The organism is Deltaproteobacteria bacterium, assembly GCA_005879535.1.
Lineage (GTDB): Bacteria > Myxococcota > Myxococcia > Myxococcales > 40CM-4-68-19 > 40CM-4-68-19.
The window spans coordinates 66908-90947 of sequence record VBKI01000082.1; the positions used below are offsets into that span (position 1 = coordinate 66908).

At 68.3% G+C, this 24040-nt stretch carries 20 protein-coding genes; 8 read left to right on the plus strand and 12 right to left on the minus strand.

Translation table 11 applies throughout. From position 1 onward, the window contains the following. Positions 1-5: 5 nt before the first annotated feature. The 4 genes from E6J58_19325 to E6J58_19340 all read right to left on the minus strand — a co-directional run bounded on the left by E6J58_19325 (position 6) and on the right by E6J58_19340 (position 3520). Positions 6-542 (minus strand): fimbrial protein, encoded by a 537-nt coding sequence (locus E6J58_19325; protein TMB34006.1) that lies wholly within the window; start codon positions 540-542, stop codon positions 6-8. A gap of 14 nt (positions 543-556) precedes the next feature. Then, the gene (pilM, locus tag E6J58_19330; GenBank protein TMB34007.1) at positions 557-1627 is read right to left on the minus strand and encodes a type IV pilus assembly protein PilM; all 1071 of its coding nucleotides are present in this window, start codon (positions 1625-1627) and stop codon (positions 557-559) included. Between the two features lie 77 nt (positions 1628-1704). Then, the gene (locus E6J58_19335) at positions 1705-1983 is read right to left on the minus strand and encodes a helix-turn-helix transcriptional regulator (GenBank protein TMB34008.1); all 279 of its coding nucleotides are present in this window, start codon (positions 1981-1983) and stop codon (positions 1705-1707) included. Positions 1984-2161: 178 nt separating this feature from the next. Then, positions 2162-3520, minus strand: a complete 1359-nt coding sequence (locus E6J58_19340; GenBank protein ID TMB34009.1) for a sigma-54-dependent Fis family transcriptional regulator — start codon at positions 3518-3520, stop codon at positions 2162-2164. Positions 3521-3614: 94 nt separating this feature from the next. On the opposite strand from E6J58_19340, the gene E6J58_19345 reads away from it, so the two are divergent. Genes E6J58_19345 through E6J58_19355 form a run of 3 tightly spaced genes read left to right on the plus strand, consistent with a single transcriptional unit; the run spans position 3615 to position 6930 of the window. Further along, positions 3615-5111: an NAD(P)/FAD-dependent oxidoreductase gene (locus tag E6J58_19345; GenBank protein TMB34010.1), complete on the plus strand. Its 1497-nt coding sequence runs from the start codon at positions 3615-3617 to the stop codon at positions 5109-5111. A 2-nt stretch (positions 5112-5113) separates the two neighbouring features. Beyond that, on the plus strand, positions 5114-6235 hold the full coding sequence (locus E6J58_19350; protein TMB34011.1) for a glycosyltransferase family 4 protein: 1122 nt from the start codon (positions 5114-5116) through the stop codon (positions 6233-6235). Next, positions 6154-6930: a class I SAM-dependent methyltransferase gene (locus tag E6J58_19355; GenBank protein ID TMB34012.1), complete on the plus strand. Its 777-nt coding sequence runs from the start codon at positions 6154-6156 to the stop codon at positions 6928-6930. The genes E6J58_19350 and E6J58_19355 overlap by 82 nt, the downstream gene beginning before the upstream one ends. On the opposite strand, the gene E6J58_19360 is transcribed toward E6J58_19355, so the two are convergent. Genes E6J58_19360 through E6J58_19370 form a run of 3 tightly spaced genes read right to left on the minus strand, consistent with a single transcriptional unit; the run spans position 6920 to position 10530 of the window. Continuing rightward, complete coding sequence (locus tag E6J58_19360; GenBank protein ID TMB34013.1) at positions 6920-7657, minus strand: macrocin O-methyltransferase; 738 nt, start codon at positions 7655-7657, stop codon at positions 6920-6922. The genes E6J58_19355 and E6J58_19360 overlap by 11 nt on opposite strands. 33 nt (positions 7658-7690) lie before the next feature. After that, positions 7691-9358: a hypothetical protein gene (locus E6J58_19365; GenBank protein TMB34014.1), complete on the minus strand. Its 1668-nt coding sequence runs from the start codon at positions 9356-9358 to the stop codon at positions 7691-7693. Further along, entirely contained in the window at positions 9349-10530 is a 1182-nt protein-coding gene (locus tag E6J58_19370; GenBank protein ID TMB34015.1) for a glycosyltransferase family 2 protein, read from the minus strand. Before E6J58_19370 ends, E6J58_19365 begins: the two co-directional genes overlap by 10 nt. A gap of 56 nt (positions 10531-10586) precedes the next feature. Between E6J58_19370 and E6J58_19375 the strand changes: the two genes are divergently transcribed. After that, complete coding sequence (locus E6J58_19375) at positions 10587-12134, plus strand: hypothetical protein (protein ID TMB34016.1); 1548 nt, start codon at positions 10587-10589, stop codon at positions 12132-12134. On the opposite strand, the gene E6J58_19380 is transcribed toward E6J58_19375, so the two are convergent. The 3 genes from E6J58_19380 to E6J58_19390 are packed head-to-tail and all read right to left on the minus strand — an operon-like array spanning position 12106 to position 15221. Beyond that, the gene (locus tag E6J58_19380) at positions 12106-13425 is read right to left on the minus strand and encodes a two-component sensor histidine kinase (protein ID TMB34017.1); all 1320 of its coding nucleotides are present in this window, start codon (positions 13423-13425) and stop codon (positions 12106-12108) included. The two genes, E6J58_19375 and E6J58_19380, sit on opposite strands and share 29 nt — an antisense overlap. Beyond that, a complete protein-coding gene (locus E6J58_19385; GenBank protein ID TMB34018.1) occupies positions 13422-14279 on the minus strand; it encodes a prepilin peptidase in 858 nt (285 codons plus the stop codon). The genes E6J58_19380 and E6J58_19385 overlap by 4 nt, the downstream gene beginning before the upstream one ends. Beyond that, positions 14280-15221 carry an ABC transporter ATP-binding protein gene (locus E6J58_19390; protein ID TMB34019.1) on the minus strand — a complete coding sequence of 314 codons (942 nt, stop codon included), beginning with the start codon at positions 15219-15221 and terminating at the stop codon, positions 14280-14282. Positions 15222-15298: 77 nt separating this feature from the next. Between E6J58_19390 and E6J58_19395 the strand changes: the two genes are divergently transcribed. The 4 genes from E6J58_19395 to E6J58_19410 all read left to right on the plus strand — a co-directional run bounded on the left by E6J58_19395 (position 15299) and on the right by E6J58_19410 (position 20940). Beyond that, on the plus strand, positions 15299-17689 hold the full coding sequence (locus E6J58_19395) for a hypothetical protein (GenBank protein ID TMB34020.1): 2391 nt from the start codon (positions 15299-15301) through the stop codon (positions 17687-17689). A 141-nt stretch (positions 17690-17830) separates the two neighbouring features. Then, complete coding sequence (locus E6J58_19400) at positions 17831-18541, plus strand: hypothetical protein (protein TMB34021.1); 711 nt, start codon at positions 17831-17833, stop codon at positions 18539-18541. A gap of 64 nt (positions 18542-18605) precedes the next feature. Then, the gene (locus E6J58_19405; GenBank protein ID TMB34022.1) at positions 18606-19202 is read left to right on the plus strand and encodes a prepilin-type N-terminal cleavage/methylation domain-containing protein; all 597 of its coding nucleotides are present in this window, start codon (positions 18606-18608) and stop codon (positions 19200-19202) included. A 715-nt stretch (positions 19203-19917) separates the two neighbouring features. Then, positions 19918-20940, plus strand: coding sequence for an ABC transporter permease (locus E6J58_19410; protein ID TMB34023.1), 1023 nt, complete (start codon positions 19918-19920; stop codon positions 20938-20940). Positions 20941-20943: 3 nt separating this feature from the next. Here the strand turns inward: E6J58_19410 and E6J58_19415 are convergent, their stop codons facing one another. Both E6J58_19415 and E6J58_19420 read right to left on the minus strand, forming a co-directional pair. Continuing rightward, positions 20944-22362 (minus strand): sigma-54-dependent Fis family transcriptional regulator, encoded by a 1419-nt coding sequence (locus E6J58_19415; protein ID TMB34024.1) that lies wholly within the window; start codon positions 22360-22362, stop codon positions 20944-20946. A gap of 3 nt (positions 22363-22365) precedes the next feature. Next, on the minus strand, positions 22366-24039 hold the full coding sequence (locus tag E6J58_19420; GenBank protein TMB34025.1) for a PAS domain S-box protein: 1674 nt from the start codon (positions 24037-24039) through the stop codon (positions 22366-22368). Position 24040 lies beyond the last annotated feature (1 nt).

Consider the following 24040-nt stretch of genomic DNA (forward strand, 5'->3'; position numbering starts at 1 on the left):
TCGCCTCAGGCCGAGTAGTTCGCGTTGCAGGTGATGGTCCAGTCCACCACGCCGTCCGCCCGCTGCCGCGCCGTCTTGATGGTGACGTTGGTGAAGTGCGTGGAGGCCTTCAGCTTCTTGGAGAAGGTGGAGAGGTCCTCGTAGCTCGAGGCCTGGCCGTTCATTCCCACGTTGCCGTTCTGCTCGTTGAACTCGAGGATCCAGACCTTCTGCGGAATGATGGTGGCCAGCTCGTCGAGCACCTTCACCGGTCCGGTGCGGCCCCTCTTCAGCGTGTCGAGGATCTTCAGCTTGTCCTCGAGCGCCTTCTTGTCTTCCTTGATCGACTTCACCTCGCCGATGGTCTTCTCCAGCTGCGCGATCTCGACCTTGGTCGTGGCGATCTGATGGTCGAGCGACCTCAACTCCGACTCGAAGCGGTTGAAGACGAAGAAGTTTCCGATCCCGGCCAGCACGAGGAGCAGCACGAACAGCACCAGCTGTTGCCGGCCAAACTCGCGCTTCTTGGCTGCGCGGACCGGGAGGAGGTTGACGTAGATCATCGCGCGCGCGCCTCCTACCGCTCGTTGGACTTGCGCAGCGCAAGCCCGATGGCGACGGCCGCCGACGGTGCGACGTCCATCACGTAGTTGGGGTCGAACCGGCGGTTGTCGATCTCCATGCCCTTGAACGGGTTGAGGATCTCGACGGGGACGCCGACCCGCTGCTCGATCACCTTGAACAGCGCCGGGATCTTCGCTGTCCCGCCGGAGAGATAGAGACGGGAGATGTGGGAGTCGGCTGCGGTGGCCGTGTAGAAGTCCAGCGAGCGCTGGATCTCGCCGGCCATCTGGTCGGCCACTCCCTGGATGACGCGCTCCACCTCCTGCGGGACGACGGAGTCCGAATCCTGGGCCGCGTCGCCGCCCACCTTGAGCTTCTCCGCCTCGTCGTAGCTGACGTTGAGCTGCTTCTGGATCTCCTCGGTGAACTGGTTGCCGCCCATCGTCACGTCGCGCGTGAACGTGGTCAGCCCGTTGGCCAGCACGTTGATATTGCAGACGCTGGCGCCAGCGTTGACCAGCACGATGGTCTCGTTCTTGGGCAGCTCGTAGTTGACCTCGAACGAGTTCTGCACCGCGAAGGCGTCGACGTCGACCACCACCGGGGTCAGGCCCGCCTCGGAGACCACCGAGGTGTAGTCGTTGATCATGTCCTTCTTCGCCGCGACGAGCAGCACGTCCATCTGGCCGGTGCCGGTGTCCACCTCAGCCGGCGTGAGGATCTGGACGTCGATGTTCACGTCCTTGACGTCGAAGGGGATGTACTGCTCCGCCTCCCACTGGATGCTCTCCTCCAGCTCCTCCTGGGTCATCTTCGGCATGCTGATCTTCTTGATGATGACCGAGTGGCCGGAGACGCCGATGGCGGCTTCGCGGTTCTTCAGCTTGTATTGCGCCACCAGCCCGCGGATGGCCTCGACGATGGCGGTGGAGTTCATCAGCGCGCCGTCGACGATGGCCTCGGGCGGCAGCGCCGCGACGCCGAAGGCCTCGAGGATGTAGCCGCGCTTCGCTTCCTTCAGCTGGACCAGCTTGACGGAGGACGAGCCGATGTCGAGCCCGAGGGCAAGCTTGCTCTTCGCCATGGCCTGATCAGCCCCCCTCGCCGGACGTCAGCGGCGTTGCGCCGACGCTATCATTCGCAATCGCGTGAGCGAAAAAATCAGCCATTACTGTCCCCCGCCCGTTGCCGGGGCGCCCCGTTGTGTCGCGGGAACAGTTTTCCGCTCTCCTGGATGGTGAGGCCGAGGGCCAGGAGGATCTTCCTCTTGGTCTCCATGCGGCACTCGTGGCCGGCTTCGATCCGGTCGACGGTCGACTCGGAGACGCCGGCCTTGCGCGCCAGCTCCGCCTTCGCCATCAGTGCGGCCTCCCGGAACTTCTGCACTCGATTCACGCGGCCCCTCCGCGAGCAGTGACCGGATCCTTGCTTGTTTTCCATGTAGGCAGTCAAGGAACCAGCCGCATTGAACCGTCATTAACCCTTCATTGACGGGTCATTTCACCTGCATTGCAGTCACGTCACGCACATTGCCTTAGTCGGGCGCTGTGTGCATGGGTGGCGCAGGGTCGCCGGTGCGTCAGCGCGGCGCGCACACCGGAGTGCCGGCCTGGCTACATCATTCGAGGCCGTACTCGCGGATCTTGTAGAGCAACGCGCGGGGTGAAAGCTCCAGCAGCTCGGCCGCCCTGGTGCGGTTTCCCTGCGTGCGCTCGAGCGCGCGCCGGATGAGGTCCGCCTCGAGGACGCGCTGCGCGCGCTTCACCGAGAGATCGTCGGGATCGAGGCTGCCAGGCACCGGCTCCGGCACGAGCGTGCGCTGGACGGCGTCCGGCAGCGCGTCGGGTCCGATCTCGTCGTCCTCGGAGAGCACCAGCGCGCGCTCCAGCGCGTTCTCCAGCTCACGGACGTTCCCCGGCCAGCGATACCGCTGCAAGAGCTCGAGCGCGCGCGGCGAGAGCCGGCGCGACGCCACGCCGATCCGCTCCGCATGCCGCGCGATGAGACGTTCGGCGAGCTGCCCGATCTCCTCCTGCCGCTCGCGCAGCGGAGGCAGCCGCACCTGGACGACGTTGAGCCGATAGTAGAGATCCTCGCGGAAGCGGCCTGCCTGCACCTGCGAGGCGAGATCCCGGTTGGTCGACGCGAGCACGCGGACGTCGACGCGCGTGGAGCGCGCATCGCCGACGCGCCGGACCTCGCCCTGCTGCAACACGCGGAGCAGCGCGGGCTGGACGGGAGGCGGAAGCTCGCCGATCTCGTCGAGCAGCAGCGTCCCGCCGTCCGCCTCCTCGAAGAGACCGCGCTTCGCCGTGCGCGCGTCGGTGAACGCTCCCTTGGTGTGGCCGAAGAGCTCGCTCTCGATCAGCGGCGCGGGAATGGCACCGCAGTTGACCGCCACGAACGGGCGCTCGGCGCGGGGTGAAAGATCGTGCAGCGCACGCGCGATGAGCTCCTTGCCCGTCCCGCTCTCGCCCTCGATCAGCACCGTGGTCGGCGCCGGCGCGACTTTGTGGACGACGCGCAGCACCTCTTTCATCGCCGGCCCCTCGGCGACGAGCTGCGGGGCGCGGCGCGACATCTCGCGCCGCAAGATGAGGTTTTCGCGCCGGAGGCGCTCACGCTCTTCGGCCTTGCGGAGGACGAGAAGCACCTCGTCCGGGCGGAAAGGCTTGCCCAGGTAGTCGTACGCGCCTGCCTTGAGTGCCTCGATGGCGAGATCGTGTGAGCCGTACGCGCTCATCACGATGATCGTCGTCTCTGGCGAGGTCGACTGCGCGGCGCGGATCAGGTCCAAACCGTTCAGCCTGGGCATCCGCACGTCGGTGACCAGGGCGTCGTAGTCGCGCGCCGCCAGCTCCCGAGCGGCCTCGTCTCCATCTGCGACCGCACGCACCTCGTAGCCGCGCTCGCTCAGGAGTTCGGTGAGGACGTGGCGGATCGACTCCTCGTCGTCCGCGATCAGCACCCGCCGCATGGAGACAGTGTATGCGCATCCGGCAAGGACGCACGCTTCTGTCCGCCGCCGTTTCCTTGGAGGCTCCACGGCGCCGGGCGAGAATGCGTGGCGCATGAACAAACCGGCGGTGGCCATCATCGGCGCGGGTCCCGCTGGACTCACCGCCGCGTACCTCCTGCGCAAGGAGGGAGTGCCCGTCACCGTCATCGAAGCCCATCCCGAGCTGGTGGGCGGCATCGCGCGGACGGCGAAGTACAAGGGCTACCATTTCGACATCGGCGGACACCGCTTCTTCTCCAAATCGAAGGAGGTGGAGGAGCTCTGGACGGAGCTGCTCCCGCAAGATCTGCTCGAGCGCCCGCGGTCCTCCCGGATCTTCTACCGCGGCAAGTTCTTCTCCTATCCGCTGCGCGCCACCGAGGCGCTCATCAAGCTCGGCGTGATCGAGTCGATCCTCTGCGTGTTGTCCTATGCAAAGGCGCGGCTGTTTCCCATCCGCCCGGCGAAGAGCGTCGAGGACTGGGTGACCAATCAGTTCGGCCGCAGGCTGTACGGAATCTTCTTCCGCACCTACACCGAAAAGGTGTGGGGAATGAGCTGCAAGGAGATCTCCGCCGACTGGGCGGCCCAGCGGATCAAGGGGCTTTCCCTGCGCGAGGCAATCCGCAACGCCATCTGGCCGAGACGCGTCCTCAAGGACAAGTCGGCGATGATCAAGACCCTGATCGAATCGTTCCGGTACCCGAGGAAGGGACCGGGCATGCTCTGGGAAGCCTGCGCGCGGCGCGTGCGCGAGATGGGCGGGACCGTTCGCATGGGGGAAAAGGTGGTCGCCTGTACCTACGACGGCGACCGCCGCGAATGGACGCTACGGCACGTGGACGGCGCAGGCACCACGCACGAGACGCGCGCGGCGGACGTGATCTCGTCGGCGCCGTTGCGCGAGCTCGCGCTCGGGATCACGCCGGCGCTCGACGAAGAGACCCGCGCCGCCGCGAATCGGCTGCGGTACCGGGACTTCCTCACCGTGGTGTTGATCCTGAAGGACCGGCAGGTGTTCGGAGACAACTGGATCTACATCCACGACCCTTCGGTGCGGGTCGGACGCATCCAGAACTTCAAGTCCTGGTCGCCGGAGATGGTGCCCGATCCGTCGATGGCGTGCTACGGGCTCGAGTACTTCTGCTTCGAGGGCGACGGCCTCTGGTCGATGAGCGATGGGGACCTCGTGGAGCTGGGAAAGCGCGAGCTGCAGCAGATCGGCCTCGCTGCGGCGCAGGACGTGGTGGACGGCTGCGTCGTCCGGCAGCCGAAGGCATACCCGGTCTACGACGACGGGTATGCGCAGAACGTCGAGCGGATCCGGCGGGCGCTCGAGGAGCGCTTTCCTACCCTGCACCTGGTCGGGCGCAACGGAATGCACAAGTACAACAACCAGGACCACGCGATGATGACCGCCATGCTGTGCGTGAAGAATATTCTCGCCAGTGAGCGGATCTACGATCTGTGGCGCGTCAACGAGGACGCCGAGTATCACGAGGCGGGCGACCGCGCCCAGCAGTCCGGCGCCAGCGGGATACGGAGCGTGCCCCGGCGGCTGAGCGCTTGAGCATGCGGATCGCGATGCTCTGCCACCGCTATCTTCCGCACATCGGCGGCGTCGAGATCGTCGTCAAACATCTCGCCAGCGAGCTGGCGCGGCAACACGAGGTTTCGGTGATCGCGGGGGCGCTGCCGAGGGAGCAACGCGTCTCGCACGAGGACTCCGTCAAGGTGCACCGACTGGCCGCTCTCGACCTGAGCGATCGGTTCGGAATCCCCTATCCTCTGCCCCTCGGCCCCGGCATGAAGGGCGCTCTCGATGCGGTACGGAACGCAGATGTAATCCACGTGCACGGATCGCTATACCTGACAAGCGCGGTGGCCGCGGCGATCGCACGGCGCAGAGAGATCCCGCTGATCGTCACCGAGCACGTGGGACTCGTGCCATATCGGAGGTCCGCGCTGAACGCGCTGCAGCGGTTCGCTTGGCGATCGGTGGGCGACTTCGTCGCCGGCGCCGCATCCGCGCTGGTCGCCTGCGGCGACAGGGTCGCGCGCTGGATGCGCGACCGTTATCCGCGGACCCCGGTCCATCTCGTCCCCAACGGGGTGGATTGCAAGCGTTTCTGCCCGCTCGACGACACGCGACGCTTGCGCGTGCGCGACACGTTTGGCCTTCCCAGGAACAGGACGCTCGCGCTGTTCGTAGGGCGGCAAAGCGAGAAGAAGAACGCGAAAGCAGTTCTCGAGATCCCCCGGGACCACTTCGATCTGGTGGTGTGCGGCTCGGAGCGCAGGGTGCAGGCGGACGGCGTGTTGGACGTCGGGACCCTTCCTTACGAACGCATGGCGGACCTTCTCGGCTGCGTGGATTTCCTCGTCCACGCCGGCGTCGGTGAGGGATTTCCGCTCGTCGTCCAGGAGAGCCTCGCCTGCGGTGTCCCCGTCGTGCTTCTCTGGGATCCGGGCTATGCGCCGGTCATCGACCGCGATGCCATCCGCGCCTGCGACACGCTCGAGCAGTTCAGGGCCGAGGTGCTTTCGCTCGCGGTCGACCACGGCGCCCGGGAGAAGCTCAGGCGCATGTCGCGCGACTACGCGGAACGAAGATGGAGCTGGACCGCGACAGCGGCCGAGTACCTGCGCGTGTACCAGAGCGCCGTCGTGCAGCCCGACGGAGCCATCGCATGACCAGCCCGCACGCCGGAACGCCAGGGGAGGGAGAAGCTCTGCCGGTCCGGCCTTCGTGGCTCCCGGCCGACCGCGAGCTGCGCGCCTTCCTCGGGGATAGCGCCCTTTACCCCTTCTATCGGCTGAGGCTCGTCGAATACATCGCCCGGCTGTTGCCGTTCCGCGGGCCATGCCACGTACTCGACGTGGGCGCTGGAGACGGATCGCTCGGCACGCTGTTCGAGCGATTCCGGCCGCGGACGAGCGTGATCGGCGTGGAAGTGGCACTGCGCGCGAAGACGCGACCCGGTTTTCGCCTCGTCCGATTCGACGGACGCGCCCTGCCCTTCGCCGACCGCTCCTTCGACGTCGCGCTGGTCTCGAACGTGCTTCACCACGCCAAGGACCCGGACGGGCTGATGCGGGAAGTCTGCCGGGTGACGCGAAGGCGCGCGATCGTCAAGGACCACGTCGCCCGCGGCCCCCTCGACCACTTGAAGCTCGCGGCGCTCGACGTGATGGGCAACCTGCGATTCGGCGCGCAGATCGAGGCTTCATATCTCTCCATGCCTCGCTGGGAGAGCATGTTCGGCTCGCTGCCGCGAACGCGCGTCCATGCCTTCCACGGGCTCCCGTTCCGGCGCGGCCCGCTGGAGTGGGTGTTCGCGAACGACCTCGAAGTCGTATTTGCGCTCGACTTCGACGCTACGGCTTGACGCCGCACCGCGCCGGACACTCGAGGCGCATCAGAAGAGGACGCGGGGAAAGCGCAGCGAGATATTCGTCCGTCGCCTGTCGGGTGCCCCGCCAGTAACCGTAGTCGTCCAGGAAGAGGATCCCTCCCCTCGACAGCCGCGGGTAGAGGTGCTGCAGCTCGTGACGCGTGGACTCGTACCAGTCCGTGTCCAGTCGCAACAGGCCGATCTTTTCGGGCGCGTGCGCCGGAAGGGTTTCCTCGACCCTGCCCTTCACCAGATGCACACGATGCATCGGGTAGCCGGTCGATCGCAGGTTCTCGGCGACCTCCGCCTCAGAAGACGCGAGCGATCCGGCTGGAGCGACCCCCGCTCCGGCCTGTCCGCTCATGTCGACGTCCCTGGCGTCCGCCGTGGTCATCCCGGCGAAGGTGTCGAACAACACGAGATCGCGATCCATCTTGCCCAGCTGCTTGAGCGACAGCGCGACCGCCATCATGCTTCCGCCGCGCCAGACACCGCACTCGACCAGGGCGCCCGGAATCGCGTTCGCGCAGATGTACCTGACCGCGTCCATGAGCGCAGCGACGCGCTCGGGTGTCGTCATCGTGTAGCGCTTTACGGCGCGCCAGACGGAGATCTCGGCGGGCGACAAATCCGGCGCGTACGCCAGCCGTTGTACGCCGTGCCACAGCAGATCGGCGGCGCGCTTGGGAAGCAGCCGTTGCGTCAGATCGCGAATTCCCATCCCCGCTCCCTCCAGGAAAGACCCGACTGTCGCCTAATCCGCCTGCCAGAGCTCGCCGACCGTCGTCCGGACAACCCGACGGGCCCCCGGAAAGCGCGCCATCAGCCGCGCGTCCTCGTCGGGTCCGCGGCTCAGCAGGATCCATCGAGAGCCGTCGAGAAACGGATCGTTCTGTACCAGGTCGACCGTGTAGTACCCGCGGTCCGGGCGTAGGAACACGACTTCGAGGCGGGCGGGCGCCGGCGCGGAGGGGATCTGGCGGAGCTGCGAGTCGATGAACGAGCGCACCTGCCCGAGGCGGAGCCCGTTTGCGAGCAGGAGGCTGGCGAGGGCGCCGATCAGCGCCGTCTTGCGCAGCGGGGCGACCGCCCGCGGATGTTCCAGCGCTCCCGCCGCCAGCAGCGGCAGCACTCCCCAGGCGGCGTGGAAGTACCGATATCCCCAGCCGTGGCCCTGGTCGTACGGCACGAAGACATACGCCACGGCGGTCAGCAATGCGGACGCGGTGAGCAGGCGGACCGCCGGCTCACTGCGGCGCCAGACCGCCCCGATGCATGCCAGCGCGAGCAGCCCGGGAACAGCCCAGAGCGCGAGCTCGGCCAGGTTCACGCCCCGGCTCCAGAATGAAGACGCCGATGGCAGCGCGAACGCGAGCCGGGTGAGCACGGACAGTGCGCCCGCACCTCCCGCGACCGTCTCTGGGTTTCCGCCGATCTGCGCGCGCACCCAGAACCAGCCAGCGCCGAGCAGAGCGATTCCCGGGAGATACCCGGCGGCGAGCGCGCCGAGCTTTCCGACTCGCCCCGGGCGGACGGCGAGCGCAACGATGAAGGGCAGCGCGAACAGGGTGTGCGGAACCGGGTTGTGCAGCGTGAGCGCGAGCGAACCCACGGCGCCGGCGAGAAACAACCGCCGCGGCGTCGGGTCGAGCAGAAGCGCGGCGAAACAGAGCGATGCGAGCAGGTGCGCCGGCATCGAGTACAGCGAGATCGCGTTCACCACGAACGCCGGCGACGCGGCGGTGAGCAACACCGCCCAGCCTGCCGCCGCGGTGTCGGGCCACAGCCCCCTGGCGATGCGCCAGATGACGAGGAGGGTCGCTCCGCCGATCAAGGGATTGAGCAACCACGGCGCCCTCAACCAGGCGAACGGCGTGAGCAGGAGCGCGAAGCCGGGCCAGTACGACGAGATGAGGCGGCCGTCCGGGGACGCCTCGATGAACCAGCGGATCGGAGGGATCAGGCGTTGCACCAGCTCCGGTGGAACGTGTGCGACAAGTGTGCCACGAGCGAAGATCCGCGCCTGGAACACGGGCGCGTACTCATCCATGGAGAGCGGGTGGCCGCGATAGACGAGCAGCGCGCACGCGATCAGGGCGGCGGTGATGCAGGCGATGAAGGCCCGCGGATCCCTTGCGAGGCGCGCGACGAACATTCGATCCGGCAGGGACCGCACGCCCGTTGCGGCGAGCGCCGCGCCCAGGATGATTGCGCACGAGAGCCACGCGGCGGTGGGTTCGTTGCGGAGGAACAGGTACTCGAACGCACGCGGCCGGCCCTGCGCAGGCCAGGTGAACGCGCGCGCGAGCAGGAGGGCGAGCGAACAGAGTGCGCTGGTGACGAGAAGGACGACGAGCACCGGTTGCGGTGCAGCCGCCGCCGATCGCTCGCTGGCCGGCGCTCGCGATGCCGCTACGTCCACCGACGGGACCTCGACGCGCGCAGGATGCTGAGGAAGAAGGCCGAAAAGATGATCTCGACGCCGATTGCGAGCAGCGTTCCAGCGACGATCGCGAGATGGGTCACGGACTCGTCGAGGCTTCCACCATGCGTCCTCAGCCACACATACACGATGTGCGCGTCGACCGCGAGGCCTCCGCACACCGCGAGGAGGCCGGCAAGGAGCGCCCACTCCAGGCGGAAGGCCGCGATCATCCCTTCCGCGAAGCGCTCCTGCCCGATCCCGTCCAGCACATAGATCGTCTTCGCGAACACGCCGAGCAGCACGACTTGCACGCCGAGGATTCCGAGCGCGCTTCCGAGCAGCGCGAAGTGCGTCTGCAGGGTATGGCCGAAGATCTCGACCCGGGTGGACGCGACGGCGAGAGTGAGGGCCACGCCAAGCACGGTCGCGGCGAGCCCGGGCACGGCGAACAGCCAGAACGGGCTGAACAGCAGCATGAAGCGGAGATGCCGCCACCCGTCGCGCCAGGTGCGCAGGTGCGGGCGCCGGCCGCGTCCGTCCGGTCTCAGGCTGGTCGGGACCTCGCCGATGCGCAGCTTCTCCTGCGCCGCGCGAATCACCATCTCGCTCGCGAACTCCATGCCCGGACTCCGCAGCGAGAGGCCGAGGATGGCGTCGCGGGAGAACCCGCGCATTCCGCAGTGCGCGTCGGTGATCCCGGCGCCGAAGAAAAGATTCAGGATCCAGGTCAGGACGGGATTGCCGAGGAAGCGATGCAGGAACGGCATCGCCCCTGGATGGATGACGCCGCGAAACCGCGAGCCCATCACCAGCTCGTCGCCGGCGCGCAGGCGTTCGAGGAAACGCGGAACGTCCTGGAACTCGTAGCTGTCGTCGGCGTCGCCCATCACCACGTATCGCCCGCGGGCAGCGAGGATTCCGGCGCGGAGCGCGGCGCCGTATCCCTTCTCTTCCACGTGCAGCACGCGCGCACCCGCGGCGCGGGCCAGCTCCGGCGAGCCGTCGCGGGAGCCATTGTCGGCGATCAGCACTTCGGCTTCGATTCCGGCGGAGCGGCAGGCTTCGATCGCCTTGCGCACGCAGGTCCCCACCGTGTTCGCCTCGTCGAGGCAGGGCATCAACACGGTGAGCTCGATGTCCGCGGGCTGCAGTTGCGCGGCAACTTGCATCGACTCGACTCTAGGGTCGGCTCGCAAAGGCGGGCAAGAAAGCGTGAGGTGTCCGGATGGACGTCGTTGTAGGGGCGCAGGCGACCGCGGCGACGCGCGGAGGGACACGTTCGCACCTCGACGCGCTGTGCATCGGGCTCGTGTTCGTGGCGGGAGTGACCCTCTGCATGCAGGTCTTCTCCAGCAACCGGCTCGGCGCGCGCCCGCAGATCGAGGACGAGTTCGTCTACCTGTTCCAGGCGAAGACGCTCGCGAACGGCCATCTCACGTATCCCTCCCCGCCGCTGCCCGAATTCTTCGAGGCGGCGCACCTCCTGGTGGTTCCGCGATTCGCCGCGAAGTACCTGCCCGGCCACGCGCTGGTGCTCCTGCCCTTCCTCGCCGCGGGCGTTGCGTGGCTTGGCCCCTGCCTGTTGCTCGGCGCGACCGCCGCGCTCCTGTTCGTCGCGGCCCGGCTGGCGGGACTTTCCCGCGCTGCGGGCGTCGGCGCCGCGCTGATCCTGCTCGGCGCTGCCGACGTCTTCCCGTTCTTCGCCAGCTATCTCTCGCAGAGTACGTCGCTGGCGACGGTCTGCGCGCTCATCGTCGCCGCCCTCGCCGTGGAGCGGAGGCCGTCCGCGGGCCGGATTGCAGCCCTCGCCGCCTGCAGCGGCTTTGCGGTGCTGGTGCGTCCGTTCACGGGCATCGCGGCGCTGCTCGTCTGCGGGGCCATGCTCGTTCGCCTCAAGCGGACGGTGCCGCTGCGCACGCTGGCATGGGCCGCGCCGCCCCTGATCGCATCCGCGCTGATCGCTGGCTTCTACAGCAAGGCTGCGACCGGCTCCTGGACCACCGCGCCGTGGTCGCTCTATGCGCGCCAGTACATGCCCTACGACGGCCCCGGAATCGGCGGCTTCCACGAGCCGGCCGTCGAGCGCGGCTTCCCCCCGCACTTGCGTGGTCTGCACGATCGGTTCCTCGAATCGCGCGAGAGACACACCTGGGCCCGCTTTCCGCAGGTCGTTCTCCGGCGACTGAAGATTGTCGCGCAGCTGGCGCCGAGTTGGGGACTGATCCCGTTCGCGATCGCCGGGCTTCTCTGGACGCCGCTCTGGAGCGCATGGCTTTTCGCGACCGCCTTCTTCCTGCTGCAGCTGACGTTCCATGTCGGCGGCGCCATCTATCATCTCGAGATCTTCCCTTCCCTCGCGCTCGCCGCGGCTGCGGGGGCGGAGCTTCTGACCTCCGCTGCGCTGCGGCTGCGCCGGCCGTTGTCGCAGGTCGCGCTCGCGGGTCTCGTCGGGGCGGCGCTCTTCATCGCCGTGCAGGTCGGGAGCGCGGTCGAGGTCGTCTGGCGCCGCGCTTCCGAGCGCGCGTGGGTCTACGCGCGCTGGGAACCAGCCTTCGAGTGGTTCCGGGAACGGCGCGCTCTCGTGTTCGTCCGTTACCCTGCGAACTGGGACTGCAACCTCGATCTCACGTACAACGAGCCGGACCTGGCCCGCGCGGACGTGGTGCGCGCGATCGATCACGGAGCGCGCAACGTCGAGCTCATGCGGTACTTTCCGGACCGCCCCGCCTTCGTCTTCGATCCGATCAGCCGGCGCGTCGAGCCGCTTCGCTGAGGAAGCGCACCTCGAAGACGGCGCCCCGGCCGCTGCGGCGGTTGGCTCCGGAGATGCTCCCGCCGAACCGCTCCATGCTCGCGTGACAGAGCGCGAGCCCGAGGCCGGTGCCCTGTCCCGGCTCGCCGGTGGTGAAGAAGGGCTCGAACAGGCGCGGCAACGCATGCGGCGGAATTCCCGCGCCGTCGTCCTCCACCTCGACGATGACGGTTCCCGGTTCCGCGCGCGCCGACACGCGGACGCGGGAAGCTCCGGCGTGTGCCGCGTTCGAGAGCAGATTGACGAAGATCTGCGAGACGTAGTGCTCGTCGCCCCGGACCTGCGGCAGATCGCGCGCCAGCTCCAGCTCGAAGGCGACGTTCGCCTGCTGCGGCGCCACCGACGCCCGCGCCAGCTCGACGGCCCGTCGGAGATCGATCGCCTGCAGCTGCGCCGGCGGCCTCGCCAGATCGAGGAGATCGCGGAGGATGCGATCGATGCGCCTCGTCTCCCGCTCGATCCGCCCGGCGTACTCGGAGACGTCCCTGCCCTGCGCGAGCCGCTCGCGAATCAGCGACGCGTATCCGACCAGCGCCGAGACGGGGTTTCCGACCTCGTGCGCGACGCCCGCAGCGAGCCGACCGACGGTGGCGAGCTTCTCGCTCCGCGCCAGATCCGCGCGCGCCTCGCGCAGCTCGCGGTTGGTCGTCTCCAGCTCCTCGATCTGCGCCCGCGTCCGCGCGCGCTCCTCACGCAGTCTCTGGGCAAGACGATTGACCGCCCCGCCCACGCGGCCGACGGCGTCGCCACCCTCGGGGAGCAGCGTCGCTCCTCCATTCTCGGCGCCCACCGCTGCCAGCGCGGCGTCGATCGTGTCGACCCGGCGCGCGATTCCCCGCTCGAGCATCCAGCTCGCCAGCACCACGAGCATGGCGACGAACAGCGCAAGGGTCGCCAGGATCCGCAGCGAGAGCGACGAGAGCTGCTGGCGGACGGGACGCAGATCGTGGCGCAGCTCGATGCTGCCACCCGCGACGTTCTCGCAGAGCACGATCGCTTCACCGTCGCGCTGCACGCGCGCAGGGCAGGGTGCTGATTTGAAACCGGCCGCCGCCACCTCCGCGCACCCGGTCGCGACGCATGCCGAGCGAATCTGCGCCAGCCTCTCGCGGGCGTCCGCGACGGACCGCGCGTACATCGCGTCGCGGACCTGCAGGATCACGACGATGCACAGCGGAGCCAGTGGAACCAGCGCCGCGGCGAGGATCATCGCGAACAGCCGCAGTCGCAAGCTGGCGCGGTCGCCGGTCACGATACCAGCCGGAACATCAGATGGTTCCAGCTGGTGACCAGCCGATCGCCGAAGAAGAGGAATTCGAGCGCTGAGAGCGACAGGAACGGCCCGTAGGGAACCGCGTGCTTCGGCGGAACCCATTCCCCATCGGCCGGCGGAGCTGCAGCCTCGGGTGGGGAGGCGCGGTCCTTCCCGCGGGATGCAAGAACGATGGTGCCGGCGATCGCGCCCTGCACCGCGGACAGCAGCGTCACCGGCAGCAGCGCGGGCCAGCCGAGCCACGCGCCGATCGCCGCGATCAGCCAGACGTCCCCCCAGCCCATGGTTTCGCGCTTGAGGATCTTCTCGCCGAACAAGGCGATCGCGGCGAAGGCCGCGAAACCAGCGGCCGCCCCGATCGCCGAATCGATCCAGCGCACATCCCGGTTCCAGAGCGGCGAGACCAGCCCCACCGCCAGCAGCGGCCAGGTGATCTGGTGCGGGAGCAGCCAGGTCTCGAGGTCGATGTAGGCGAGCGCGACGAGGGTCGCGGTGAACGCGAAGTATCCGACGGTGCCCCAGGTGAGACCCGCATGCTGCACGAGCGCCACGGCGAGGATCCCGGTCGCGACTTCGACCAGGACGTAGCGCGGGCTGATGCGGACGCCGCAGTTTCGGCAACGCGCCCGCAGGAGCAGCCAGGAGACGACCGGAATGTTGTCGTACCAGGCGATCGCCTTGCCGCAGGCGATGCAGCGGCTTCGCGGCGATACGATGCTCTGCCCCGCGGGAACGCGCGCGATGACGACGTTCAGGAAGCTTCCGACGATCGCTCCGAAGGCGAACACCCACAGCATGAACGCGACCGGCATGGCGCTCGCCACGCGCTGCATCTAGGACGCAGCTGCCTTGCCGCGGGCGCGCGACACGAACAGCTCCTCGAGGGAGCGCCGATGGGGAGTCAGCGACACCACGGTCGCGCCGACGGACACGGCGGCTGCGAGCGCCTCGCGCGCATGCGCTTCGTTCGGGAAGGTGAGCACGGTCGTCCGATCGCGCTGCAGCATGCGCGTTCCCTCCCGCTGCAGGCGGCCCAGCAGGTCCGGCGCGGCGTTCTCCACGACCAGCTCCACCGCGCGGACGTCCGGCGCGACCAGATCGGCGAGCGCGCCGCAGTCCGTCAAGCGGCCATCGACGAGGATCCCGACCCGATCGCAGATCGCCTCCACGTCGGAGAGGATATGCGTGGAGAACAGGACCGTCCGCCCCTCCTCGCGGAGCTGGAGGATGAGATCGCGGATCTCCTTGCGGCCGATGGGATCGAGGCCGCTCATCGGCTCGTCCAGGATGACGATGCCGGGATCCGCGACCAGCGCCTGCGCGAGCGCCAGCCGCTGCACCATGCCCTTCGAGAACTTACGGATGGGCCGGTCGGCGCCGCGGCCGGCGAGGCCGACGCCCTCGAGCAGCTCGTATGCGCGGCGGCGGGCGTCCGCGCGGGAAAGCCCGCAAAGCCGTCCGGCGAAGATGAGGTACTCGTCGCCGCGGAGGAATTCGTAGAGAGCGGGGTTCTCGGGCAGGTATCCCAGATCGCGGCGCGAGGCGACGGTGCCGACGCGCTCACCCGAAATGAACGCCTGTCCCGAGGTGGGTTTCACGAATCCGAGCAGCATCTTCAGCGCCGTCGTCTTGCCCGCGCCGTTCGGTCCGAGAAGTCCGAAGATCTCGCCTCCGCGCACTTCGAAGGAAAGGTCTTCCACGGCGCGGACTTTCCGCGCCCAGAACCCGACCCGGTAGATCTTGCTGAGCGCTTCCGCGCGCACGCGCGCCTGCATGGCATTGGCTTTAGCCGGGGGAGACCCGCCGGGCAACTTCTCGCGCGGTTTGCGGAGTGCGGTTAAGTTGGCCCGACGTGACGCCGCGCGACCGACTCCGCCGGGCAGCTCCCGCGCTCCTCGGCCTCGCCCTGCTGTGCCTCTTTTTCGCCGCGACGCTCGACCCGGCGGTGCAGCTCTATTACCGCGATACCGGCCGTCTGTATTACCCGGTGAAGCTCTTCATCGCGCAGCAGCTTCGGGCGGGGCATCTTCCGCTCTGGGACCCGCTGACCGAGTGCGGCGTGTCCCTCCTGGGGCAGGTCACGCCGGCGCTGCTCCATCCGGCCACCCTTCTATATCTCGCGTTTCCATTCGATCTCGCATTCAAGCTGAACCACATGCTCGGACCGCTGCTCGGGGGGATCGGCGCGTACCGGCTGTCACGCCGCATCGGCGCCAGCACGTGGGCGTCCATGGCTGGCGCCATCGCGTACGCGGGTTGCGGGTACGTCATCAGCGTCACCGGTTCGAATCTGCCGTACGCCATCGGCGTGGGCAGCGTTCCCATCGCCGTGGATGCCGTCCTCGGATTCGTCGAGGCGCCTTCGGTCGGACGCTACGCCTGGGCGGGAGCCGCAGTCGCGCTGATCGCGTACGCCGGGGAACCACAGTCGGTCTTGATCGCGGGCCTCCTCTCCCCCGCGTGGGTACTCGCGATCGCGAAGAGCGTTCGCGGAGCTGCGCGAAACATCGGACTGGCGGCTTGCTGCGGCGCGCTGGCGCTGGCGTTCTCCGCTCCAGCGGTCGCGCCGGCCGTGGTGGAGCTGCGGCGAAGCGACCGGCTCCAGGCGCCGGACGAGAAGCTGCGCGCCGCGTTCCTGAACCACCCCGCGCGTCTTCTCGGTCTCCTCATCCCGCGCGCATTCGACGACGCTCCCGAAGCGCTGGAGCACAACACCGGCGTTTCGTCCACGTACAGCGAGTTCTTCACGACGAACAACTCGGCGTTCGCGGATTCCATCGTGTTTGGCGCCCCCGGTCTCCTCCTCGCTGCCGTCGCCTGCGGCATGCGGCGAGGCAGAGTGCTGGTCGCGGGCGCGATCCTCTTCGCGCTCGCCTCGACGGGAGTGGCCCTCGGCATCGATCGCCTCCTCTTCGGGGCGCTGCCCGCCGCAAACGCATTCCGTTTCGCCGAGAAGCTCACCGGTCCCGCCTGCCTGCTGCTCGCGCTCGCCGCTTCGCTCGGGGCCGAGATCGCATTCGCCGGCACCGGGCGCGCAGCCTTCCGTACCGGAGTGGCGGCGATCCTGCTGGCCGTCGTCTCCGGCTCGATCGCCGCCGTCATGGCGATGCGCGCTCCGCAACTCGTCGGCTCTGTCGCGGCCCTCGGCAAGACGCACCGACCTCTGTTCGCGGAAGCCTTGCTCCACGATCTGCGCCTCGGCCTGCAGGACATCGCATTGCTCTCGGCTGCCCTTGGCGCGGCGGCGCTGTTCCGTAGCGTCCGCAACCGTCCTGCCGTCGCGCTCGCACCGCTGTGCTGCGCGGCTTCGGTGTTCGCCTCTTCCGGCGGCCTCCTCTACACAGCCCCGCTCGAGCTGTTGCAGGGCCCGTACGATCTCGCCCGCCGGCTGGAGGAGATCGCCGGTCCGAGTCCGGGGCGCTGGCGGATGTTCGTCAATTTCCAGGATCCGATGAGACTCTCCGGTGTCCCGCCACGTGTCGCCGTCACCGCGAGCATGGCGCAGGCGCTGTTCCCGCAGTTCAACTCGATCGCGAACATCGAGGGCATGGCGAAGTACTTCTCCGCCTCCGATCTCGACTACCTGAGCGCGATCGTCAACGTGCCCGACGTCTTCTTCGATCTCTTCGGGGTGCGGTTCGCGGTGGAGATGCCGCATTCGATCAGCAGCCGCTTCGCGGTGACGCACGGGTTCAAGCGGATGGGATTCGGCTACTGGGTTCGTGAGTTCCCGGTGGCGTCGCGCGCGTTCGTCGTCGGGAGCGCGCACCGCGTGAGGGACAGGGACGCCGCGCTTGACGCGTTGACTCGCCCGGGGTTCTCCGTGCGCCGGAGCGCCGTCCTGATCGGCGACGGGGCGCCCGCCGAAGTCCTTGGCGTGCCTTCCGCGGCGCTGCTCGAGCGGGTGGACTCCGACTCGCTGCGCGTCCAGGCGAATGGCCCGGGACTGCTGGTCATCGGCGAGCACTACGACGCGGGCTGGCGGACGACGATCTCGGGAACGCCAGCGCCGGTCTTCAAGGCGGACCTTGCCGCGCTCGGCATCGTCCTGCCCCCCGGGGAGTCAACGGTCGAGCTGCGTTTCGTCCCCGTGGGCCTTCGCGGCGGAATCGCCGTCGCTGCCGGCGCCGTGTTGGCCCTCGCTGCCATCACCCTGATCCAGCGCCGACGGCGGGCCATGAGCGTCGCGGTACCTACCTTGGCATGTCTTTGCGCCTCCGACTTTCGTCCCCGTCGCACGTGACGGTTTTTGTCATAAACACCGACAATTTACGGCGGTTTTGTCTGATGCAGATTCGCAAATCTGTGAAACAATTCATTTCGTGAAATTGGCCCGGACGTTGCTCTCCAGTGGCTGAGGCTCAACGCTTCAATCCCAAGGGAGATGATCGTCGTTGCGATCATCGGCATCCTTGCGGCGATCGCGATCCCGAACTTCATCAAGTTCCAGGCGCGGTCGAAGCAGAGCGAGGCGAAGGCGAACCTGAAGGCGGTGTTCACGGCGGAGAAGGCGTTCTTCCAGGAGAAGGACAAATTCTCCTCGCTGACCGGCGAGGTCGGATTCTCCCCTGAGCGCAACAACCGCTATGCCTACTACCTCACGGGCTCGGCGACGCTCGAGGATCGCACCGGCGTGACGATTCCGCAGGCCACCACGTTCAGCGGTATCGCGGTCGACGTGTTCAAGTACACCTCGGCGGCGNNNGGTGGGCGTAGCTGCTCCTCCGGCGCCGACATTCACGGCGGCGGCGATGGGCAACATCGACGCCGACTCGACGACCGACTACTGGTCGGTTGCCAGCTTCTCGCGCGTGATGAACCCGGCGGGCACCTGCACCGCGGACGCAAACAATCCGTCCGGCGAGCCGACGAACGACCAGAACGACGTCAACCTCTAAGACGTCGAAGCTGTAGGCAGAACGGGGCGGGGGTGGCCAGGGGGGCCGCCCCCGTTCCGTTTTCTGGATCCCGGTGGCGCCGCGCCCTTTCTCGCACCCCATCGCACGTGCCGCGAATTGTCACCCATGTCGACGGTTCGCGGCAGGTCCCCCGCTGCGCCAATTCGCAAATGCGCGAATCCAAGTCGTTTTGTTGATTGGCCCGCAGGTTGCTCTACGTTGACTCCGTCCTTTTACCAAATTACCAAACGGAGATTCCCAATGAAGAAGCTTGTCCAGAAAGGCTTCACGCTCATCGAGCTGATGATCGTCGTTGCGATCATCGGCATCCTTGCGGCGATCGCGATCCCGAACTTCATCAAGTTCCAGGCGCGGTCGAAGCAGAGCGAGGCGAAGGCGAACCTGAAGGCGGTCTTCACAGCGGAGAAGGCGTTCTTCCAGGAGAAGGACAAGTTCTCCTCGCTGACCGGCGAGGTCGGATTCTCCCCTGAGCGCAACAACCGCTACGCCTACTACCTCACGGGCTCGGCGACGCTCGAGGATCGCACCGGCGTGACGATTCCGCAGGCCACCACGTTCAGCGGTATCGCGGTCGACGTGTTCAAGTACACCACGGCGGCGGACATGCCAGCGACGTTCGGCGGCGACCCGTGCAGCGTGACGGCGGTGGGCGTAGCTGCTCCTCCGGCGCCGACATTCACGGCGGCGGCGATGGGCAACATCGACGCCGACTCGACGACCGACTACTGGTCGGTTGCCAGCTTCTCGCGCGTGATGAACCCGGCGGGCACCTGCACCGCGGACGCAAACAATCCGTCCGGCGAGCCGACGAACGACCAGAACGACGTCAACCTCTAAGACGTCCCCCGTTCCGTTTTGTGGTCACGCCGTCGGTCCTTGCTAGGATGCGTTCCGTGCGCGACGCGGTCCGCGGCACCGCCGCAGCTCTTTCCATCGCCATCGCAATCTGCACGGCGGCTGCGCTGCGGGCCTCCGCGCAGCGGCGCGCCCCGCGCCCGGTCGAGAGCGAGCTGGACATTCCTCCGATCCCCGGGGACGTGGCGCGCGCGCTCACCTTCGGCTTCCGTTCGCTCCTCGCCGACTTCACCCTGCTCCAGGCCATCCAGCTCCTGCCGGTGCGGCACGGCGACATGGCTCCGGAGGCTGCCGCGCCGATTGACCGCCGCATGTTCCGCCTGCTCGACTACTCCGTCGAGGTCGATCGGAAGTTCGGCGGTGCGTACCGGTTCGCCGCCGCTGCGCTCCCGCACGAGACGATGGACGGGAAGGTGTTCGGCGTGGTGAATGCCATGCAGATCCTGGAAAAGGGCGTGCGGGAGCGGCCCGACGACTGGCGCATGGGATTCTTGCTCGGGTTCCTGCAGTCGTATTACCTGCGAGATTTTCCCGCGGCGGCGCGCAACCTCGCGCTCTCGGCGAAGCAGCCAGGCGCGCCCCCCTTTGTCGGCCTTCTCGCGACGCGCCTGGCGGCGCAGGGCGGAGAGCTGCAGCTCGCGACCTCGCTCGCCGAAGCGATGCTGGCGCAGGCGAACGAGGAGAGCACGCGCAAGGAATGGCAGGACCGCGTCGACGCGCTGCACGTCGAGCGCGACCTGCGCGCGATCGAGGACGCGGCGCAGCGCTATCGCGAGGTGCACGGGTTTCCCGCCCGTTCCGTCCAGGCGCTCGTCTCTGCGGGGTTCCTGCCCGTCTTCCCGAGGGAACCGCACGGCGGCCGCTACGTCCTGGAAGGGGATGGCACGGCCCGCTCCACGTCCACGGAGCGACTGCGCGCGTACGGGTTGACCAACCAGTTCGAGGTCCATTGATGACGGCGTTCCTGGCAATCGCAGGCAACACGGTCCGCGAGCTGGTCCGGGGCAAGCTCCTCTACAACCTGTTGCTCTTCACCGCCCTGTTCGTCGCGGGATCGCTGCTCGTCGCGCAGCTGACTGTCGGGAACTGGGTGCGGATCATCCTCGACATGGGACTGGGCGCGATGGAAGTGGCGGGTGCGCTGATGGCGATCGTCATCGGCGTCGGCATCGTGGCGGGCGAGATCCAGCGCAAGACGATCCTGCCTACGCTGGCGAAGCCGCTGCCGCGATGGACCTTCTGCGTCGGCCGCTACGCGGGTCTCGTCCTGCTTCTCGCCGTGAACGCGCTCGCCATCGTCGCCGTGCTCCGCGCGGTCCTCTGGCTGGCCGGATATCCGCTCGCGATCACGACCGCCCAGGCGGCGGCGCTCCTGTGCGTGGAGTTCGCGCTCCTTGCCGCGGTCGCGGTCCTGTTCGCGAGCTTCTCGACGCCGATTCTCGCCGGATCGTATGCGTTCGCGGTCTTCTTCATCGGGCATCTGCTGCCCGACCTGCGGGCGTTCGCGGACAAAGCGCAGAGCGCGACGGCGCGGAACCTCGCCAAGGGCTTCTACCTCCTGCTCCCGGACCTGGAGCTGCTCAATCTCAAGTCGCACGCTTCGAACGAGCTCGCGGTCGCCGGCTCTTACGTCTGGAGCGCCGCGGGCTACGGCATCGCGTATGCCGCCGCCGTCCTCGCCCTGGCAGTACTCGTTCTCTCGCGCCGCGACTTGAACTGACCGTCAATCCGAGTCGTCGGCCTCGTCCTCGGGCTGCCCGGCCAGCTTCTTCACCCGGTGGCGGAACTGCCGGAACGTGAGACCCAGCCGTGCTGCGGCGTACGTCTTCACGCCGCCGGCCTCGGTGAGCGCTCGATCGATCAGCTCCCGCTCGATCTGGGCGAGGTAGTCCTCGAGCAAGAAACCGTCCGGCAACGGGCCTCCCGGCGACAGCGCGTGCGCGCCCACCCCGCGAAGCACGGCGGGCAGGGCGTCGACGGTGACCTCGTCGCCCGAGGAGAGCGCCACGGCGCGCTCGATCAGGTTCTCCAACTCGCGGACGTTTCCCGGAAACCAGTATTCTGACAGGCGGCGCTTTGCATCGTCGGAAAGGCGCTGGAGCGGCCGCCGGTGCTCGGCGGCAAAGCGGCGCAGGAAATGATCCGCGAGCGGCAACACGTCCTCGCGGCGCTCGCGCAAGGCCGGAACGCGGATCTCGACGACGTTCAGGCGGTAGTAGAGATCCTCCCGGAAGCGTCCGGCGCGTACCTCTGCGGCGAGATTCCGGTTCGTCGCCGCGACCAGGCGCACGTCGACGTCGACGTCGTTGTTGTCGCCCACCGGCCGGATGCGGCGCTCCTGGATGGCGCGCAGGAGCTTCACCTGGACGTTGAGCGGCAGCTCACCGATTTCGTCGAGGAAGAGCGTCCCGTCCTGCGCGGCCCGGAAGAGCCCTTCCGTGGCGCCTTGGGCGCCTGTGAACGCCCCCTTGGCGTGGCCGAACAGCTCCGACTCGATGAGCCCTTCGGGGATGGCCCCGCAGTTCACGGGCACGAACGGCGCCGAGGAGCGCGGGCTGCGCGCGTGGAGGGCGCGCGCGACCAGCTCCTTGCCGACGCCGCTCTCGCCGGTGATCAGCACCGTGGTCCGCGCCACCGCCACTTTTTCCACCACCTCGAACACTTCGTGCATCGCGCCGCTGCGCGCGACCATCGACTCGAAGCGGCCGCGGGCAGAGAGCTGCTCCCGCAACAGCTCGTTGTCCTGGGCGAGGATGCGGCCTTGGCGGGCCAGCTCGCGCTTCTGCAGTGCGGCCTTGACGAGCGCGATCAGCTCGGCGGCGAGCGTGGGCGACTTCTCGACGTAACCGTACGCGCCGAGCTCGAGCGCCTTCTGCCGGACGTCGTCGCTGCCAAAGGCGGTCATGAGAATCACTTCCACCTCGGCCTCGGCGTCCTTCACCTTGCGCAGCACCCGCAAGCCGTCGTCGCCGGTGCGCATGCGCAGATCGGTGATCACCACGTCGAACTCGGAGGCAGCGAGGGCGCGCTCGACGCCGGGAACGTCGGCAGCGACCTCCACGGCATGGCCTGCCTTGGTCAGCCGCGCCTCGAGCATCACCCGCATCGATTGCTCGTCGTCGACCACCAGCAGGCGCGCCATCGGTCAGCCCACCGCCGCCGGAGCGTGCTGGTCCTGGGCCGGAGCCACCGGCAGCGCCACCCTGAAGGTGGTGCCGCGGCCGACTTCGCTGTGCACCGACAGGTGCCCGCTGTGCGCCTCGACGATGCGGTGCACGATGGCAAGCCCGAGCCCCGTGCCGCGCTCCTTGGTGGTGAAGAAGGGATCGAAGATGCGCTGCAGATCCTCGTCGGCAATTCCGTGTCCGGTGTCGGAGACCTCGAGAACGCCTTCCCCTGCCTGTCGCAGGATGCGGACCTCGACGCGCCCCCCGCGCGAAGTGGCGTCGGCAGCGTTCCCGAGCAGGTTCCAGAGCACCTGCCGGAGCTGACCCGGATCGGCCCGCACCCAGACGGGCGCATCGGCCTGCGCCACGAGCTCGATGCCGCGCTCGGCGAGCTGCTGCCGGAACAGCTCCATCGTCTCCACCACGGCGCGGGCAGCGTCGAGAGGCTCGAACGCGGGAGAAATCGGCCGCGCGAAGGAGAGGAACTCGCGCACCAGGGCTTCCAGCCGCTCCGCCTCGCTGCGCACGACGCTCATCAGGCGGCGCTCCTGCTCGTCCAGGCCGGGAGAGGCGCCGAGAATCTCGATCGAGCCGCACATCGAAGCGAGCGGATTGCGGATCTCGTGCGCGAGGCCCGCTGCCAGGCCGCCGACCACGGCGAGGCGGTCGGTGCGGCGGACCGCTTCCTCCATCTGGCGCAGCTCGGTGAGATCCTGGAAGAGGATGACCTGTCCGGAGGCCCCGCCGGCGAGCGGCGCCATCGCGTATCCCAGGATCCGATCGCGGCCGTCGTGCGCGCGCAGGCGCACTTCGGGGCGGCCGCGCTCGCGGGGCCTTGCGATCGACCCCGCGAGCTCGGGCAGGAGGGTTTTCAGCGGCTGGCCGCGGGCGGCGCGGTCGGACACGCCGGTGAGGTGCTCGGCGGCCGGATTCAAGTAGGTGATGCGGCCGTCCTCTCCGAGCGTGAGGATCCCGCTGGCGATGGAGCGCACCACGGCGGAATAGATGGCTTCCAGCGCTTCCAGCCGCGTTTCGCTCCGCAGTAGCTGGCTGCGGGCGCCCTGGAGCTGCTCGGCGAGGAGCGAGGAGAGCCCGCCGACCAGCATGAAGGCGGAGAGGTTCGCGGCCATCACCACCGCGAGCTTTCCCGGCGCGAGCGGGACGCGATCCAGCTCGGCGGCTGCCGGGGGAACGATGCCGATCTGCATGCTCCAGGCGAGCACGCAGAAGGCGATGCAGGAGGTGGCTGCACCCAGCGCCGCGCCGCGCCGGCCGAGGCCGATGGCGCCGCTGACGATCGCCAACGGGTACAAGATCGTGAAGATGCTGTCCGCGCCTCCGGTCAGGTAGACGAGGCCCGTCGCCGCGATCACGTCGGCGGCGAGCTGGCCGTGCGCGACCCAGCCCAGGTGTCGCCGGGTGCGCAGCAGGAAGGTGCCGATCAGCGAGGCGAAGTAGATCAGCGCGACGATGGCGAAGAGAAGCGCCTCGACGGTGCGCGGAAAGGGCTCGTGCCCGAGCGTCGGCCATGCGGTAGCGGCGAGGAGCGCCGTGCCCACTGCCAGGCGAACGCCGGTGAGCAGGACCAGCTTGCCGTAAAGACCGCCTTTGGAGCGTTCGCCGAGTGGCGAATAGACGCCCGCCTCTGCCATC